Raw genomic sequence first — 15925 nt, 5'->3', positions numbered from 1 at the left:
GCCGAGGCAGAAGACGTTCCGGGGCTACGACCCCAGAATCGTCGTGAGGAACTCCCCCGTCCACGCCAGCAGTTCGCGGCCGACGACCGGCTTGCCGCCGATCCTTCCTGTCGTGGGGCGCGGGACCAGGATCTGGTGGACGGCCGGCTTGATGATCGTCTTCGGGTAGAGGCGCTTCAGGCGGAGCTCCTGCGATTCGCGCAGCTCGACCGGGGCGAACCGGATGTTCGAGCCCTGGAGCACGATCTCGCCGACGCCGCAGGCGCGGGCCAGCATGCGCAGGCCCGCGACCAGGAGCAGGTTCTCGACCGGCTCGGGGAGCTTGCCGTAGCGGTCGGTGAGTTCCTCGCGGACCGCCCTGATGTCGTCCTCCGTGTTGGCGGAGGCGATGGCGCGGTACGCCTGGAGGCGCAGCCGCTCACCGGGGGCGTAGTCGTGGGGGACATGTGCGTCGACCGGGAGCTCGATCTTGACCTCCAGGGGCGGCTCCTCCTCGACGCCGCCCTCCAGGGAGGCCCGGTAGTCGGCCACCGCCTCGCCGACCATGCGTACGTACAGGTCGAAGCCGACGCCCGCGATGTGGCCGGACTGTTCGCCGCCCAGGAGGTTTCCGGCGCCCCGGATTTCGAGGTCCTTCATCGCTACGTACATGCCAGCGCCCATCTCGGTGTGCTGGGCGATCGTGGCCAGACGCTCGTGGGCCGTTTCGGTGAGCGGCTTCTCCGGGGGGTAGAGGAAGTACGCGTAGCCGCGTTCCCTGCCACGGCCCACGCGGCCGCGCAGCTGGTGGAGCTGGGAGAGGCCGAAGTTGTCGCCGCGCTCCACGATCAGGGTGTTGGCGTTGGAGATGTCGATGCCGGACTCGACGATCGTCGTGGAGACCAGGACGTCGAACTTCTTCTCCCAGAAGTCCACCACCACCTGTTCCAGGGCCTGTTCGGACATCTGGCCGTGGGCGGTCGCGATCCTCGCCTCGGGGACGATCTCGCGCAGGCGCGCGGCGGCGCGGTCGATCGACTCGACGCGGTTGTGGATGTAGAACGCCTGGCCCTCGCGGAGCAGTTCGCGGCGGATCGCCGCACCGATCTGCTTCTCCTCGTACGGGCCGACGAAGGTGAGGACCGGGTGGCGCTCCTCGGGGGGCGTGGTGATCGTGGACATCTCGCGGATGCCCGTCACGGCCATTTCGAGCGTACGGGGGATGGGCGTCGCGGACATGGTGAGGACGTCCACGTTGGCGCGGAGCTTCTTCAGCTGCTCCTTGTGCTCGACGCCGAAGCGCTGTTCCTCGTCGACGATGACCAGGCCCAGGTCCTTGAACTTCGTCTCGGAGGAGAAGAGGCGGTGGGTGCCGATGACCAGGTCGACGGAGCCCTCGCGGAGCCCTTCCAGGGTCGACTTGGACTCGGACTCGGACTGGAAGCGGCTCAGCGCCCTTACGTTGACCGGGAATTGGGAGTAGCGCTCGGTGAACGTGCCGTGGTGCTGCTGGACCAGGAGGGTCGTGGGCACGAGGACGGCGACCTGCTTGCCGTCCTGGACCGCCTTGAAGGCCGCCCGTACCGCGATCTCCGTCTTGCCGTAGCCGACGTCGCCGCAGATCAGCCGGTCCATCGGGACGGACTTCTCCATGTCCTCCTTGACCTCGGCGATGGTGGTGAGCTGGTCGGGCGTCTCCGCGTACGGGAAGGCGTCCTCCAGTTCGCGCTGCCACGGGGTGTCGGGGCCGAAGACATGGCCGGGGGCCGCCATCCGCGCCGAGTAGAGCTTGATCAGGTCGGCGGCGATCTCCTTGACGGCCTTCTTGGCGCGCGCCTTGGTCTTGGTCCAGTCGGCGCCGCCGAGCCGGTGCAGGGTGGGCGCCTCGCCGCCGACGTACTTGGTGACCTGTTCCAACTGGTCGGTCGGGATGTAGAGGCGGTCGCCGGGCTGGCCGCGCTTGGCGGGGGCGTACTCGACGAGGAGGTACTCGCGGGTGGCGCCCTGCACGGTGCGCTGCACCATTTCGATGTAGCGGCCCACACCGTGCTGTTCGTGGACGATGTAGTCGCCGGTCTCCAGCGTCAGCGGATCGATCGTCTTGCGGCGGCGGGCCGGCATCCGGCCCAGGTCCTTGGTGGCGGTGCGCTGGCCGGTCAGATCCGTCTCCGTGAGCACGGCGAGCTTGAGCGCCGGGTCGACGAAGCCTTGGTCGATCGCGCCGCAGGAGACGTGGACCAGCGACGGGGAGATCTCCGCCAGGTCGGGGTCCAGGCGGGCCGCGATGCCCTCGCCGCTCAGCACCTCGACGGTACGGGAGGCGAGCCCCTGGCCCTCGGTGACGTACACCGTGCGCCAGCCGTCGGCGATCCAGCCCTTGGTGTCGGCGAGCGCGCGGGCGGTGTCTCCGCGGTACGACTCCGGGGCGTGCATCGTGAGCTTGAGAGTGTCCTCGTCGAGCTCGTCGTCCGCGGCGAACGGGGAGACCGACCACCACATCATCTCCAGCTCGCGGGCCCGGTCACGGACATCCGCGATGCCCCACAGGGAGGCCGCGCCGACATCGATCGGGGCCTCACCGCCGCCCGCGCTGGCCGCCCAGGACGCCTGGAGGAACTCCTGGCTGGTGGCGACCAGGTCGGCCGCCCTGGTCCGGACCCGCTCCGGGTCGCAGACCAGCGCCATCGAGCCCTTGGGCAACACGTCGAGCAGCAGCTCCATGTCGTCGACGAGAACCGGCGCGAGGGACTCCATGCCCTCCACCGCGATCCCCTCGGCGATCCTGCCGAGCAGTTCACCCAGCTCCGGGTGGAGTTCGGCGAGGGCCGCGGCGCGCTCGCGCACCTCGTCGGTCAGCAGCAGCTCGCGGCAGGGCGGCGCCCACAGCCCGTGCGGGGCGATCTCCAGCGACCGCTGGTCGGCGATCTTGAAGTAGCGGATCTCCTCGACGTCGTCGCCCCAGAACTCCACTCGAAGGGGGTGCTCCTCGGTCGGCGGGAAGACATCCAGGATGCCGCCGCGCACGGCGAACTCGCCGCGCTTCTCGACCAGTTCGACCCTGGAGTACGCGGCTGCCGCGAGCGCGTCGACCGTCTTGCCGAGGTCGGCGCTCTGTCCGATGCGCAGCGCTACGGGTTCCAGGTCGCCGAGCCCCTTGACCTGCGGCTGGAGCACGGAGCGGACCGGTGCGACGACGACCTTGACCGGGCCGGTCTCCGGGTCGTCCTTCCGCGGGTGCGCCAGGCGCCGCAGCACGGCGAGGCGGCGGCCCACGGTGTCGGAGCGGGGCGAGAGCCGCTCGTGCGGCAGGGTCTCCCAGGACGGGAACTCGGCGATCGTGTCCGGCGGCAGCAGGGTGCGCAGCGCGGCCGCCAGGTCCTCCGCCTCCCGGCCGGTCGCGGTGACGGCGAGCACGGTCCGCCCGGCCTCACGGGCCAGCGCCGCCACCGCGAAGGGGCGGGCAGCGGGCGGACCGACGAGGTCGACGTGCATCCGGTGGCCGTCGGTGGCGGCCTTCACCGCTTCGGAGAGTGCCGGATCACGTACGACGACATCCAGCAGGCCGTGCAGGCTCATGAAGGGCTTCCGTCCGGGTAACGAGGGCGAGGTCTGACAGCCGGCTGCTGCCAGGGGGCAACGCGAAGGACCCGACACGTCTCACGGGCCGGGGGCTTCCCAGCGTACGACTCCCGTGTGACAGCCGCGTGCGCAATCGCCCGGGGCAGGAGGTGTGCGGCCTGATTCCGACGGCCGGCAGTGGGCGGGTCCGCGGGTCCGCCCGGATTCCCGATGGCCCGGCTGCCGGCCGGAATTCCGGTCGGTGCCGCCCGTCGTGCGCCGGGCGCCGCTCGTCGCGGACCACACACCGTTCATCTCCGTATCGCACACAGTTGCGTCCGGGATCGTCACAGAAACAATCCCAGCGTCTACGCTTTGGCCGAAGATTCCACAAACAGTTGCACGGGCAGTGAGTACGGCAGCCGTCGACCCGCGCTCACGGGCTATCCCCGGAGGTGCGCGGCCGCGCATGGACCAGGCAGCGGGGGCACACGTGGGCGAGAACGAGATGTCCATATTCGGAGTCTCGGAGACCGAGGAAGAGGTCTACCGGCATTTCCTGCGCAACCCCGGCACCGCCACCGACGACCTGCACCTCCTGCTGCACACCGACCCGCGGGTCGCGCGCTCGTGCATCGCCCGGCTCCAGGAGCTCGGCCTGCTCCATCCCGAGGGCTCCGACCTGCGCATTTTTCCGACGGACCCCGAAGTCGCGCTGGCCCGGCTGATCGACTTACGTCTGCACTCCCTCCACCAGGAGCTGCAGCGCGTCACCCGGTCCCGCCATGTCATCGACGGTCTACGCGCGGAGCAGGGGGCGCGAAGACCCCCTCCACCGGGCATCGAGCAACTGGAGGGGCTCGCGCAGATCCGCAACCGGATCGACGACCTCGCGTTCTTCGCCCGGGACGAGATCCTCTCCGTGGAGCCGTACACAAAACTGTCGCCCGAGAACATCGCCCGCTCGCGCCCGCTGGACCTGCGATGTCTGCGGCGCGGCGTGCGGATCCGGAATGTCGTCGCACAGGCCGCGCTGCGGGATCCGGCGACTGCCGCCTATCTGCGGGAACTGGCCGAGCACGGGGCCTCGATCCGGGTGACGGCGCACACCGCGGAACGGCTGTTGGTGTACGACCGCAAGGCCGCGCTCGTGCCGCTCGATCCGCGCAACACCTCGCGCGGTGCGCTGCTCGCCCACCGGAGCGGTCTGGTCTCCAACATCATCGCTCTCTTCGAGAAGATCTGGGACCAGGCGGACGATCTGTCGCAGGCGAGCGGCGAGGACACCGGGGCGTCGGACACCGGCCTTTCGGAGACCGAGCGGCGGGTGCTGGTGTCGATGTGCACCGTGGGCAAGGACGAGGCCGGCGCCCGGGAGCTGGGTGTCTCGGTGCGGACGTACCGGCGCTACGTCGCCGATCTGATGCAGAAGCTCGGCGCGGCGAGCCGGGCCCAGGCGGCGCTGCTGGCCCGCGAGCGCGGCTGGATCTGATGCGGGACACGGGCCGGCCCGCCCCCGCGCGGGTCCGGTTCCGGCCCCGCGGCCGGGGCTCCGCCCGGACTCGCGTCCCGACCCGCACCGCCGCGCCCTCACCGCTCCTCCGCCCAGCCCTCCAGTGCCCGGTCGGCGAGGGCACGGGAGACGGCACGACGGACCGTCTGCCGGTCGACGGTGGGGTTCAGGGCGATGCGCAGGGCGATCCGGTCGGGGCCCACAAAACGCGGGATACAGGTCCAGTGGGCGGGGAGCAGACTCAACAGGCGTACGACGGTGGTCTCGCCCGTCGGGGCGGTGCTGTCCCGGCGGACGGTGACCATGTCGACATGGCCGACGGCGTGGACGGCCTCCCTGCCGGGGCGGGTCATGGCGCGCCCCCTTCCGGGGCCAGCACATGTCTGGCAGCCGATGCCATCGCCGCGATCCCGGCCGGCAGAGCGGTACGGACGTCCGGGGCGAACTCCGGCGCATGGTTGGGCGGTACGTGCGGTCCGCCGTCCCGGGCGGTGCGCCACTGCCGCACCCCGGTCACGCCGAGCATCCAGTACACCGTCGCCACGCCCTGGGAGCCGAACCACGAGAAGTCCTCGGTGGCCGTGAGAGGGCCGCAGTCCGTCACCCGCTCCGGTCCGAACAACGCCTCGTGCACCGCGCGTACGGATGCGGTGGCGGCGGCGTCGGTCAGCAGTGCGGGCGAGCGCGCGGTGACGGTGAAGTCCGGATTCTGCGGACAGCCGGACGCCGCGCATTCGGCGGTCACGATCCGCAGCGCGGCGGCCGTCATCCGGTCGAGCACCGGCTCGGACAACGCCCTCATGCACAGGGCGAGTTCGGCCATGTCCGGGATCACGTTGCCACGCTCCCCGGCTCTCAGCATGCCGACGCTCAGCACCGCCTGCTCGGCCGGTGCGGTCTCCCGCGACACGACGGACTGGAGCCGCAGGACGGCAGCCGCCGCCGCGAGGACCGGGTCGACGGTGAGGTGCGGGGTGCCCGCATGGCCGCCGCGACCGTACAGGGTGACATCCACCGCCGTACTGGCCGCCATCAACGGGGAACGGAAGTCCGCGGCGTGCGCGAGGGTACCGGCAGGTGCCGGCGAGGCGTGCTGGGCGAGGACGACGTCCGGAGTGCCGAACCGCTCGTACAGCCCGTCCGCCAGCATCGCCCGCGCCCCGGTCAGGGTCTCCTCGGCGGGCTGGCCCGCGACCAGGACGGTGCCGCTCCATGCGGAGCGTGCCCGCGAGAGTTCGGCCACCGCTCCGGCGACCGCGGCGAGATGCAGGTCGTGTCCGCAGGCGTGCATCACGCCGGGCACGGTGCTCGCGTAGGCGAGGCCGGTGCGTTCGGTGACCGGGAGCGCGTCGAGTTCGGTGCGGAGCATGACGGTCGGGCCGGGCCCGTTGCGCAGAACGCCCACGAGTCCGTGACCGCCGCCGACCTTCCGGGTGACCGTGCAGCCACTCGCCTCCAGCCGGGCGGCGAGCCGGTCGGCGGTGCGCTGCTCGGACCCGGAGAGCTCCGGGTGGGCATGGACATCGAGGTAGAGCTCGAGCGCCTGGCGCAGGGCCGCCCGCGCGACGGCCGGGGGCGAGAGGGGCGGTGAGGACGAGGGCGGAGGCGTGGGTGGGGGCGGGGTTTCGGGTGGGGCGGGGGTCTCCTTCATGTCATCTCACCTCGTTCCGCTGGGCGGGATTGGGTCCTGTCCGTGAGCCTGCGCCGCCCCGGCTTCAGGAATTCGGCGTTCCGCTGTCATGGGGTGCCAGCGATCTGACAGCGAAAGCGCGGCCGATGTGACAGCGGCCCCCGCTGCAATGGCATCAGCGCAGGGGAACAGCGCCGGACCGGCCGGCCGATCCCCGTGACCCAAGGGAGAACACCATGGCCCCGAAGACCGAGCTCGCCACCCTCGCCGACGAGATCCTGGAGCTGGAGTCGGAGACCTTCGAGATCTCGGACTACTCCGACGCCGCGGAGGTCGTGCTCGCCGGTTCGACGTCCTGCTCCTCGACGTCGACCTGCTCCAGCACCACCAGCACCACCTCCTGCTGCGCCTGACCCGGTCGCACCTCGCGCACGTCCACAAGCCCTCTTCGCGGAGCGAACGCGAAGGGGGCTTGCGGACGTCGCGCCGGCACCGGTCACGGGAAGGGGTGCGGGACGCACTTGATCGCGGATTCCGGAAGATCGTCACTCCGCCGCCCCGCCGCCCGCAGCGCGGTCCGCAGCCTGGGCATCAGGAGGGCGCGCTGCCGTGTCCAGCCGAAGTCCAGCGGCAGGAAGCCGGGAACGAGGGTGGCGACGGTGTGCAGGCCCATCCGGCGCTGTTCGGGGGTGGTCTGGTCGACCGCGATGACATCGTGCCCGGCGGCGGTGAGCTGGTCGCGCAGCAGGTTCAGGTCGTCCAGCAGGTCTCCGGTGCGGGGGCGCTGCGGCTCCCATTCGGCGAAGGTGTCGGCCAGCGGGTGTACGGCAACGGGGTCCAGGTACTCCTTCGCGTGCTCGGTCATCGCGGGCAGCCCGTAGAGCTGGGCGTGGTCCTTCAGATGCCGTACGAGAGTGAAGTCCTGTGCCATGGCGACGAGTTCGCCGTGGCGCTCGGCAACCTGGCCGGGCAGGTGCGGAATGTACGTGAGGACTTCGGACAGGGCCGACTCGACGGTGACTTCCGGGTCGAATCCGGCGGCGGCGGCGAACGACAGCGTCCCGTACCCGCCGTCCCTGCGTACCGCGAGGGCCGTGACCACCGGGACGGCCAGGTCCATCCGTGTATCGAAGGCATGGACGTCGTAGCCGTGCAGCGCGGCCCGGTCGGTCATCGTGCGGATGGCCGGGGAGCGGCAGGTCCCGAGATCGATCGCGGTGAGGGGGACACGGCCGTACCAGGCCAGGAGGAAGGCGTCCCGCTCGACGATCTCAAGGAGCCCGAAGAAGATCGCCTCCTCCAGGCTGCCGCCGGTGGCACAGCCGTTGGAGCATTCGAAGACGAAGTTGTCGGCCTCGACCCCGGCGCTGTAGTGGGCGAGCCTGGCGGGTACGAGGACGGGGCGGTCGTCGCGCAGGGAGTGGCCCCACACCCAGGGGATGGTCCGGTCCGGGTCGAACGGGGAGACCATGGGATCGCTCGCGTAGGTCTCGGGGGCGTAGAAACCGCAGTCGGCGGGGTTGAGCGCACGGTCGGCCAGGTCGGAGTAGGCGCCGACGACGGGTGAGGTGCCACGTCTGCGCGTGGTGCCCGCGTACCGCTCCAGGCCCTCCAGGTGGGCGAGGGTGCGGCTGGTGTCGTAGCTGTTGGCCTGGCCGCTCCACGTGACGTCGTTGAGGCCGGCGTAGCCCCGTACGAAATGGGTGCCCGCGACCGGTGCCGTCGTGGTGGACGTCGGGTTGATCCAGGTGTCGGAGCCGAGGGTGCCGCACACCGGGTTGGCGAGGGCCGCGGTCGGCAGGGGGTAGGAGGCGAGGGAGCGCAGCCGGTAGCCGTCCGGGTCCGGTTTGGGGGCCGGGCGCAGGACCATACGGGCCGAGGCGGCGGTGTCGGGGACCTCCTGGACGCAGGAGGGGCAGAGGGGTTCGGGCAGGAGCGGGAACGTCGCGGTGGCGAGGGTCACCAGGTCGGTCCGGGTGACCCGGGGCAGGGGGCGGTCGGCGGGGGTCGCGTCGGGGGTGTCGTGGCCGCCGCCCAGTGCGGCACGGTAGAGGGCCCAGACGGCGTCGACCGCGTAGTCGGTGAGGACCGGCCAGTGGACGGCGCCGTGCGGTGCGCTGCCGAGTTCCAGTGCCTCGCGCTCCGAGCGGCTGCGCAGCCGCTGCCAGCGCATGGCCAGGCACTGTCCACAGGCTGTGGTGCCGGGCTCGCCACCCCAGGGGCCGATCAGCACGGCCCGTGACGTGAGCTGGACGTTGGCGGCGGGACGGGTGTCCGCGTACGGGTCGGGGCGGCCGAAGCCGAGGGTGTCGGCCGCGCCGAGGGGGACGACGAGCGGGGCGGGAAGTGCCGACGGTGCGGACAACCTCGCGTACCGGGTGGCCAGTTCCTGCTGGAGGTCGGCGCGGGCTGCTTCCAGCGGACTCTCGCCGCGCACGGGTGGGGTGCCGGTGTCGGTCGTCATGATTTGTCGCTCCAGCGGAAGGTCTTGAGCGCGATCGCGCAGAGGACGACGGCGAAGCCGGCGAGCACCGCGCAGGACAGGCCGATGTCTGCGGTGGTGCCGTCACCGGTGAGGGCCCCGGAGATCCCGTCGTTGAGGTAACGCAGCGGCAGTACGCGGGAGAGGTTCTGCATCCAGGACGGCATGGCGTCCAGCGGGAAGAACGAACCGGACAGGAACGCCATGGGGATCATCAGGCAGTTGGCCACGGCGGCGACGGCTTCCGGTGTCTTCGCGTAACTGCCGACGATGACGCCCATCGCGAGGAACGCGGTGATGCCGATGACCAGCACCGGCAGGGCGAGCGGCCAGCGGCCGTCCAGTCGAAGGCCGAACGAGGGCAGCAGGGCCACGGCGACGAAGAGCGCGGTCTGTACCGCGCCGATGCCCAGCGCCAGGACGTAGCGGGAGGCGAGGACGGCGGAGACCGGCGTCGGGGTCATCCGGATGAGGCGCAGGATGTCGTCGCGCCGCCACTGCATGAGGACGAATCCGACCCCGAACACGGCGGCGTTGCCGACGCCCCACGACAGGACGCCGGGAGCGATGTAGTTGATGTACGGCTTGCCGCTCTCCTCGACCGTCTGGCCGTGGAAGATCAGTCCGAAGACGACCAGGAAGATGAGCGGGAAGGCGAAGGTGAAGAAGAGGGTGGTCCTGTCGCGCGTGTAGGCCCGGTATCCGGCCTGGCTCAGCGCCGCGTATGCGCTCATCGGGGTGTCTCCGTATCGCTGGGTGCGAGGGTGGTGGGGGCCATGGGGGCGAGCGGTTCGGCCCGTTACGGCTGCGGGGATCCGGCCTCTGCCCCGGTGAGCGTCAGATAGACGTCTTCGAGACTGGCGGTGCGCGTCTGTACGCCCTGGAGTCCGGCGAGGGCGTCGATCGCGGCCAGGACCCTGCCCGATTCGAGGGTTTCCAGCACGAGCGCGCCGGGCTCCTCGGTGACGCTGTCGACGCCCTCGATGGCCCGGGCCTCGTCGAGGGACAGGCGGCCCGCGGGGACCAGCAGTCTGGTGGTGGGGCCGGCTGCGGCGATGAGGCGGGCGGGGCTGTCGAGGGCGGCGACGGAACCGTCGACCATGATGGCGACGCGGTCGCAGAGCGCCTCGGCCTCGTCGAGGTGGTGGGTGGTGTAGATGATGGTGCGGCCCGCGCCCTTGAGGTCGCGCAGCACCTGCCACAGGGCGCGCCGGGCCTGCGGATCGAGGGCTGCGGTCGGCTCGTCCAGGAAGATCAGCTCGGGTTCGTGGACGAGCGCGGAGGCGATGGCGAGCCGCTGCCGCTGGCCGCCTGAGAGGTTGTCCACCCGGGTGTCGCCCTGCTCGGCGAGGCCGACGGAGGCCAGCGCGCGTTCGGCCGCCGCACGGTCCACCCGGTAGAGGGCGGCCATGGTGCGCAGATGTTCGCGGGCGGTGAGGCGGACGAAGAACGCCGAGGTCTGGGTCTGCACGCCGAGCCTGGGGAGCAGGGCCGCGTTGCGCGGCCAGGGACCGGCGCCGAGGACGGTCACGGTCCCGGAGTCGGCCTTGCGCTGCCCCTCCATGATCTCCACGAGGGTGGTCTTGCCTGCCCCGTTGGGGCCGAGCAGTCCGAAGAACTCGCCGCGCGGCACGGTGAGGGACACCCCGTCGACGGCGCGCGTGTCGCCGTACCGCTTGTGTACGTCGTCGAGGACGACGGCTGCCGGGGGCCGGCCGCTGTCGTCCGGGTCGGCCTGATTCCCCGGGGAGGTGGACGGGGCGGTGGGGGTCATGGACTTCTCCTTGTCCGCCGCTGCCCGGCGGGTCGGACCTTCGGGGCGGTGGGTCGGCATGCGGTCGGTGGTCACACGGTCAGCAGATGGTGGGCACCCGCCACGACGGCGGCGAGGATCAGCACGAGCACGAACACCGAACCCAGTCCGTAGGCGAGGTACGCGGTCCGGGCGCGGCGTGGGTAATCGGCCGCGGCCGGGTCGCGGCGGGCGACCAGGCGCAGGTACGTGCCGGCCGACGCGGCCAGTTCGGTGGCCCCGCACAGCTGGCTCACGATCCGGTAGCCGTCGAGCGGCGGGAGCGGGACCAGCATGGCGAGCGCCTGCGCACTGCCGAGGAGCAGCAGGGCGCCGAGCGCTCCGTGCGTGGCCGCGTCGAGCGGGGCGAACAGCCAGAGAGCACAGAACGGAAGCAGAAAGAGCAGGTTCATCACCGCGCCCGCCAGCGCAGTATGGATGCGTTGCCAACGGGAGCCCAGATAGAGGTAGTTGTCGACCGTGCAGTACATGATGACCACGGGCAGCCGCCAGCGCAGACCGATTTCGGCCACCGTGCCGCCGTAGTGCCGGGCGACGACTCCGTGGGCGAGTTCATGCAGGGCGGTACTGAACCAGAGCAGCGTGGCAGCACCCGTCAGCAGAACCGGGTTGGTGAACAACTCCTTCGCGTTGATGAGCAGTTCATCCGCGCGCAGGGCGACCACCACCTCCATGGCCAGCACCAGGACCAGCAGGGGTGCCAGCCATCCCGGAGCCAGCAGGAAGCCGGTCACCCGGTGCAGCCTGGCGGTGGTGGCGTCGGCGTCGGCGACCAGCCGGATGCTGCCGCGCAGTACCCCGCGCCGGGGCTCGGCAGGCTCGGCGGGCCGGGGGGCCGATTCGGCGGGCGCGCGGGCGTCGGCACCGGCCAGCAGGCCGCGCGTGCCGAGCATCCGCAGGATCTGCTGCCAGCGTGCGCCGTCCAGCCTGCGCCCGTACTCCTCGGCGTACTCCTCGCCGATCTCCCGCAGGCTGCGCTCTCCGTCCATCCTCGCGATGAGGAAGTGCTCCTTGGGGCCGACCCTGAAGGAGCTGCCGCTGTCGGTGTCCTTGATCAGGTGCACCGTCGCGGCGCCGTGCAGCAGCGCGTCGCTGAGCAGAACCCGGGGGCGTAGTGCGGGCCGGTATTCGGCGAGGGCTTCGGCGGCCCCCTGCGCAGTGGCGCTCATCCCGGCTCCCGCAGGGCCCGGCCGAGCACGTGCGAGAGGTATGCCTCGTCCCTGATCGTCACATGCAGCCGGTTGTTGGTCATATGCATGTACGGGGACAGGAGCAGCGGCAGCGAGGCCGCCGGGTCGGTGACCTGCTCGTCGCGTTCGCCGTCCCAGGAACGGAACGTCAGATCACCCTTGAGGGTCAGCGCGACGGCCCTGTCGCGCAGCTCGACGCAGTGATCGGCCCAGCCGGCGAGGAATCCGGGCAGCCGCGCCGCGCCCTCCTCGCCCGCCACGGCGGCCCGGACCCGGGCGAAGCGGGCGGCCAGGCCTGCGGCCATCGAGGCGTAGTTGCGGTCGTACTCGTCGCTGCCGATGAAGCCGGTACCGGGGAAGGCCCGGTGCCAGAACTCGTAATAGCTGTCGAGGTAGTCGGCGAGTTCCTGCCGGTCCGGCAGGAAGGCCGCGGCCATCACCATCATCAGCTGCGCGGAGGTGCCGAGCAGCACGGTCCGCAGATGGAGGTTCTTCGTCCGGAAGGCGTCGATGACCAGGTCGCTGGAGTGCCTGAAATGCCATTCGGCGAGCTCGATCCCGGCCGGGCCGCCGTATTTGCCGTACTCCGGTTCGTAGACCTCCTCGCTGCGCGAATTGTTGGGGCGCAGGTTCATCCGGCCCTGGTCGTCCATGTAGTGGCCGCGTTCGGCTCCGGGGAACTCGATGTCGAACAAGGTGTTGTAGAAGTCGTTGAGGAAACCGGAGTCCACCTCGTACAGCGCGGGCCGTTCGGCCAGGAACGCGTCGACGGCCGCCTCCGTACGGCGTCGGACCTCGGCTTCGGCGTCCGGGGTCGCGGGCCTGATCCGCAGCCGCACGTGCGGGCCCTCCAGCCAGTAGTTGATGAAGAAGTAGCCCGTGAGCAGACCGTCCGCCTCCAGTTCCGCCACCAGCGGGCGGATGCAATGGGTCAGCATGGGCCGGGGGTTGGCGGCGTAGAAGATGTGGGTGGCCTGCCAGGCTCCCGTCGGGCGGATCTGCGTGGTGGCCGGGGTGGGTGGGGCCGGTCTCATGAGCGGTCTCTCCTTCGGGCGGTGGCCGTCTCCACCGCGAGTTCGGCGACATGGCGGCCTCGGCCGGAGACGGTGTGCAGCCCGTCCTCGTCGGGCAGCATTTCCCGGAACACGACCCGGGCCTCGGGGGTCTTGATCAGTGCCTCGAACGCGGACAGGGAGAGCGGGCTGTCGAGGTCGACGTAGCTGGGCTTGGCACCAGTCGCCCCGCGCGCGCCGCTGTCGGCGACGGTGGCGAAGACCCGGTCCGGCAGACCATGGGCGCGGCGGAACGCGTGCCAGTCCAGGAACCACGTGTCGTCCCCGGTCCCCGGCCGGCGCAGCGGCAGCACGGCGGCGGGCGCGCTCCAGCTGCGCCTGCTGAGGACCACACTCCCGTGCCGGACCCGCGGCCTCGTGGTGACTCCGCCCTCCGGCGCGCCCTCGGGCACGCCGCCCCACACATTGAGCGGGGACATGGAGGTCGGCGAGAGCAGCAGCAGCGTGCGGGGCAGTTCGGGCAGGGCGAGGGGGACGAGGTAGCCGAGGTAGACGGGCACCACCTCCTTGCCCAGCCGGGTGGAGCGCAGGACGAGCCGGCCCGTGGTCCGGTCGTGGGCGAGGTGGAGGTCGTTCAGGTGGATGCGGTTGGGGGCGGGCAGGGTGCCGCGCTCGCCGGGGCAGACGATCTCGTACTCGGTGAGCCGGCCGTGCAGATTGAGATTGCTGGTGACGGGCCCCCCGGTGACCTCGGCGAGGACGGCGCCCTCGGGTACGAGGCCGGCGGTTGCGGCGAGCAGCTCTTCGTCGAGGCCGTCGAACAGGTGCGTGAACCTGCTGAACGGGAAGGAGACACCCCCGTAGGAACGGTTGAGGACGACCAGCGGATCGGCGGGCCGCTCCACGATCTGCACATGGTGTGCGAGCGGACTGAACTCCGGTGCCAGCGTGGACAGTTCGGAGGCAACCTCGTCGAGGATGCCGTCGTCGACGTGGATCTCGCCGCTGTCCGTGCCCGACTTCTCCCAGGCCGACCACAGGGCGCGCATCCGTTCCACGAAGGTCTGCCGGGCCGTGTCGAGGGCCTTGAGCTGCGGCAGGGACAGCCAGTTCTCCTCGGGTACGTAATTTCCGTCCGCGTCGAACGTGGTGTGCTTCGCGGTGAACGACATGTACTGGTCGAAGAAGTCCTCGTGGAAGTCGTGGACCAGCTTCAGCAAATCGTCGCAGCGGCCGCCCTGTCCGTACCGGGCGAGGAAGAACCCCTTGAAGGTGACGCGCTGCGGCAGGGTCAGGTCGAAGGCGGGCAGGATGCGTTCCACCGCGCCGAGCGGCCCGGCCGCCAGCCTCTCCCAGGCCGGGGCGGACAGTTGGGTGCGCTGCCCGGCCGCCACGTCCTCGTACAGCAGGGTCTGCGGAATTCTCGCCCTGTCCATGCCGAGCTCCTCCTCCTGGAGGGTGCGCAGTGCGGTGCGCAACTCGTCCATCAGCGAACGCCGTTCGGCCGGACTCGCGTCCGCGAACCGTTCGACACAGGACGCGGGGGCGTCCAGACGCCCGGCGAGCCGGTCCGCCCAGGGACGGTCGAGTCCGCGCAGCGAGGTCTGGAAGGCGCGCAGCGGATCGGTGTCATGGACCTCGGTCCGCAGGCAGGGGACCTGCACCATGCCGAGGTCGAGGAGCGCCTGGAGGTAGTGGGCGCACTCCTCCTCGTCCGCGTCCTGGTCCGCGGCGAGCCAGCCGGCCAGCTCCCCGTAGCGAAGGGTGCCGCGCTCCTCGAACAGACCGAGAAGGCGTTCCAGAGTGCCGCTGCGGCGGAGGAAGAACAGCCGGTCCTTCACCGCGTCGAAGGTGACAGCGGTGTCCTCGTCGCCCTGGGTGACCCAGCGGCGCACATAGCGGACCCGGTCGTCGTCGCGACCCCAGCCGGAGGCCAGGGCGACCGGCAGATCGGCGCGGCGGACCGGGTCCGCGATCACGGCTTCCGCGAGCCTGCCGACGGCGACGACATTGAGCCGCAGCCGCCCGGCCCATTCGTCGCCGACCCGGACCCGGAGGCCCTGGTCCCCGGCAGGCTCGCCGAAGGTTCCGAGGGCGACGCCGGTGAACGTGGAGAACGGGCTGGTCTTGCACACCGTGCGGTAGAGGTACGAGAGCAGCGAGCGCTCGATCTTGCGCTGCTTCTTGTCCGGGGGCGTGACGGCGCTGCTCCTCGCATACGCGTCGAGCTGTGCGTCCAGCGCCGGGGACGCCAGCAGCAGCCCCTTGCGCAGCCGCTCCTCTCCTGCCAGCCGACGCAGTACGTCGCGGGCGCGCCCGGTCTCGTCGGCGAGCAGGGCGCGGCCCATCGCCCGCTGCTCGTCCAGTCGGCGCCGGCCGGTCAGCCAGGCCGCCAGCGCCGCGCCGGCCGCCGCGTCGAGGCCCTGTACGAGGGCCGGTAGACGGCCGGCGGCATCGGCCCTCGGCAGCCGGTTGTTGAAGACGTCACGGCGCAGTCCCAGCAGCGTGCGGCGCAGCGCCTCGTCCTCGCTGCCGCCGATGAGGTCGTGGATCAGGTCGCCGAGCCGCTCGCCGTCGGCGCGCAACCGTTCGGTGGCATGCAGGACTTCGTCGGCCCAGCGGCGGCTCTCCGGGCAGCGCAGCGCCTGCACGCTCTCGACCGGCAGGCCGGCGACCCGCAGCATGAAGCGGGAGCGGGTGGCAGCGGCGGTGGATGGGTGGTCCGGCGTCATGGCGGGGTTTCCCCT

The 15925-nt window shown here is 71.2% G+C and carries 11 protein-coding genes; 2 read left to right on the top strand and 9 right to left on the bottom strand.

Translation table 11 applies throughout. The features are described 5' to 3' along the window. Positions 1-24 precede the first annotated feature (24 nt). Entirely contained in the window at positions 25-3555 is a 3531-nt protein-coding gene (mfd, locus tag GA0115254_RS32245; RefSeq protein WP_093898806.1) for a transcription-repair coupling factor, read from the bottom strand. Between the two features lie 475 nt (positions 3556-4030). On the opposite strand from mfd, the gene GA0115254_RS32240 reads away from it, so the two are divergent. After that, positions 4031-5029 carry a helix-turn-helix transcriptional regulator gene (locus GA0115254_RS32240; RefSeq protein ID WP_256102886.1) on the top strand — a complete coding sequence of 333 codons (999 nt, stop codon included), beginning with the start codon at positions 4031-4033 and terminating at the stop codon, positions 5027-5029. Between the two features lie 98 nt (positions 5030-5127). On the opposite strand, the gene GA0115254_RS32235 is transcribed toward GA0115254_RS32240, so the two are convergent. Further along, a complete protein-coding gene (locus GA0115254_RS32235) occupies positions 5128-5403 on the bottom strand; it encodes a hypothetical protein (RefSeq protein WP_093898805.1) in 276 nt (91 codons plus the stop codon). Then, entirely contained in the window at positions 5400-6701 is a 1302-nt protein-coding gene (locus GA0115254_RS32230; RefSeq protein ID WP_093898804.1) for an amidohydrolase, read from the bottom strand. Before GA0115254_RS32230 ends, GA0115254_RS32235 begins: the two co-directional genes overlap by 4 nt. A gap of 215 nt (positions 6702-6916) precedes the next feature. Here GA0115254_RS32230 and GA0115254_RS32225 point away from each other — a divergent pair, with 215 nt between their 5' ends. After that, complete coding sequence (locus GA0115254_RS32225) at positions 6917-7093, top strand: thiazolylpeptide-type bacteriocin (protein WP_073790073.1); 177 nt, start codon at positions 6917-6919, stop codon at positions 7091-7093. Positions 7094-7176: 83 nt separating this feature from the next. Here the strand turns inward: GA0115254_RS32225 and GA0115254_RS32220 are convergent, their stop codons facing one another. The 6 genes from GA0115254_RS32220 to GA0115254_RS32195 all read right to left on the bottom strand — a co-directional run bounded on the left by GA0115254_RS32220 (position 7177) and on the right by GA0115254_RS32195 (position 15910). Continuing rightward, positions 7177-9144 carry a TOMM precursor leader peptide-binding protein gene (locus GA0115254_RS32220; protein WP_093898803.1) on the bottom strand — a complete coding sequence of 656 codons (1968 nt, stop codon included), beginning with the start codon at positions 9142-9144 and terminating at the stop codon, positions 7177-7179. Beyond that, entirely contained in the window at positions 9141-9896 is a 756-nt protein-coding gene (locus tag GA0115254_RS32215) for an ABC transporter permease (protein WP_093898802.1), read from the bottom strand. The genes GA0115254_RS32220 and GA0115254_RS32215 overlap by 4 nt, the downstream gene beginning before the upstream one ends. A gap of 65 nt (positions 9897-9961) precedes the next feature. Beyond that, on the bottom strand, positions 9962-10936 hold the full coding sequence (locus GA0115254_RS32210; RefSeq protein WP_093898844.1) for an ABC transporter ATP-binding protein: 975 nt from the start codon (positions 10934-10936) through the stop codon (positions 9962-9964). Between the two features lie 71 nt (positions 10937-11007). Further along, positions 11008-12144, bottom strand: a complete 1137-nt coding sequence (locus tag GA0115254_RS32205; protein ID WP_093898801.1) for a M50 family metallopeptidase — start codon at positions 12142-12144, stop codon at positions 11008-11010. Next, a complete protein-coding gene (locus GA0115254_RS32200; RefSeq protein ID WP_093898800.1) occupies positions 12141-13199 on the bottom strand; it encodes a lantibiotic dehydratase C-terminal domain-containing protein in 1059 nt (352 codons plus the stop codon). The genes GA0115254_RS32205 and GA0115254_RS32200 overlap by 4 nt, the downstream gene beginning before the upstream one ends. Beyond that, complete coding sequence (locus GA0115254_RS32195) at positions 13196-15910, bottom strand: lantibiotic dehydratase (RefSeq protein WP_256102882.1); 2715 nt, start codon at positions 15908-15910, stop codon at positions 13196-13198. Before GA0115254_RS32195 ends, GA0115254_RS32200 begins: the two co-directional genes overlap by 4 nt. Positions 15911-15925: the final 15 nt, after the last annotated feature.

The organism is Streptomyces sp. Ncost-T10-10d, from assembly GCF_900091955.1.
In the GTDB taxonomy this organism is placed as follows: domain Bacteria; phylum Actinomycetota; class Actinomycetes; order Streptomycetales; family Streptomycetaceae; genus Streptomyces.
This window is presented reverse-complemented; position numbering and strand designations above follow the sequence as displayed.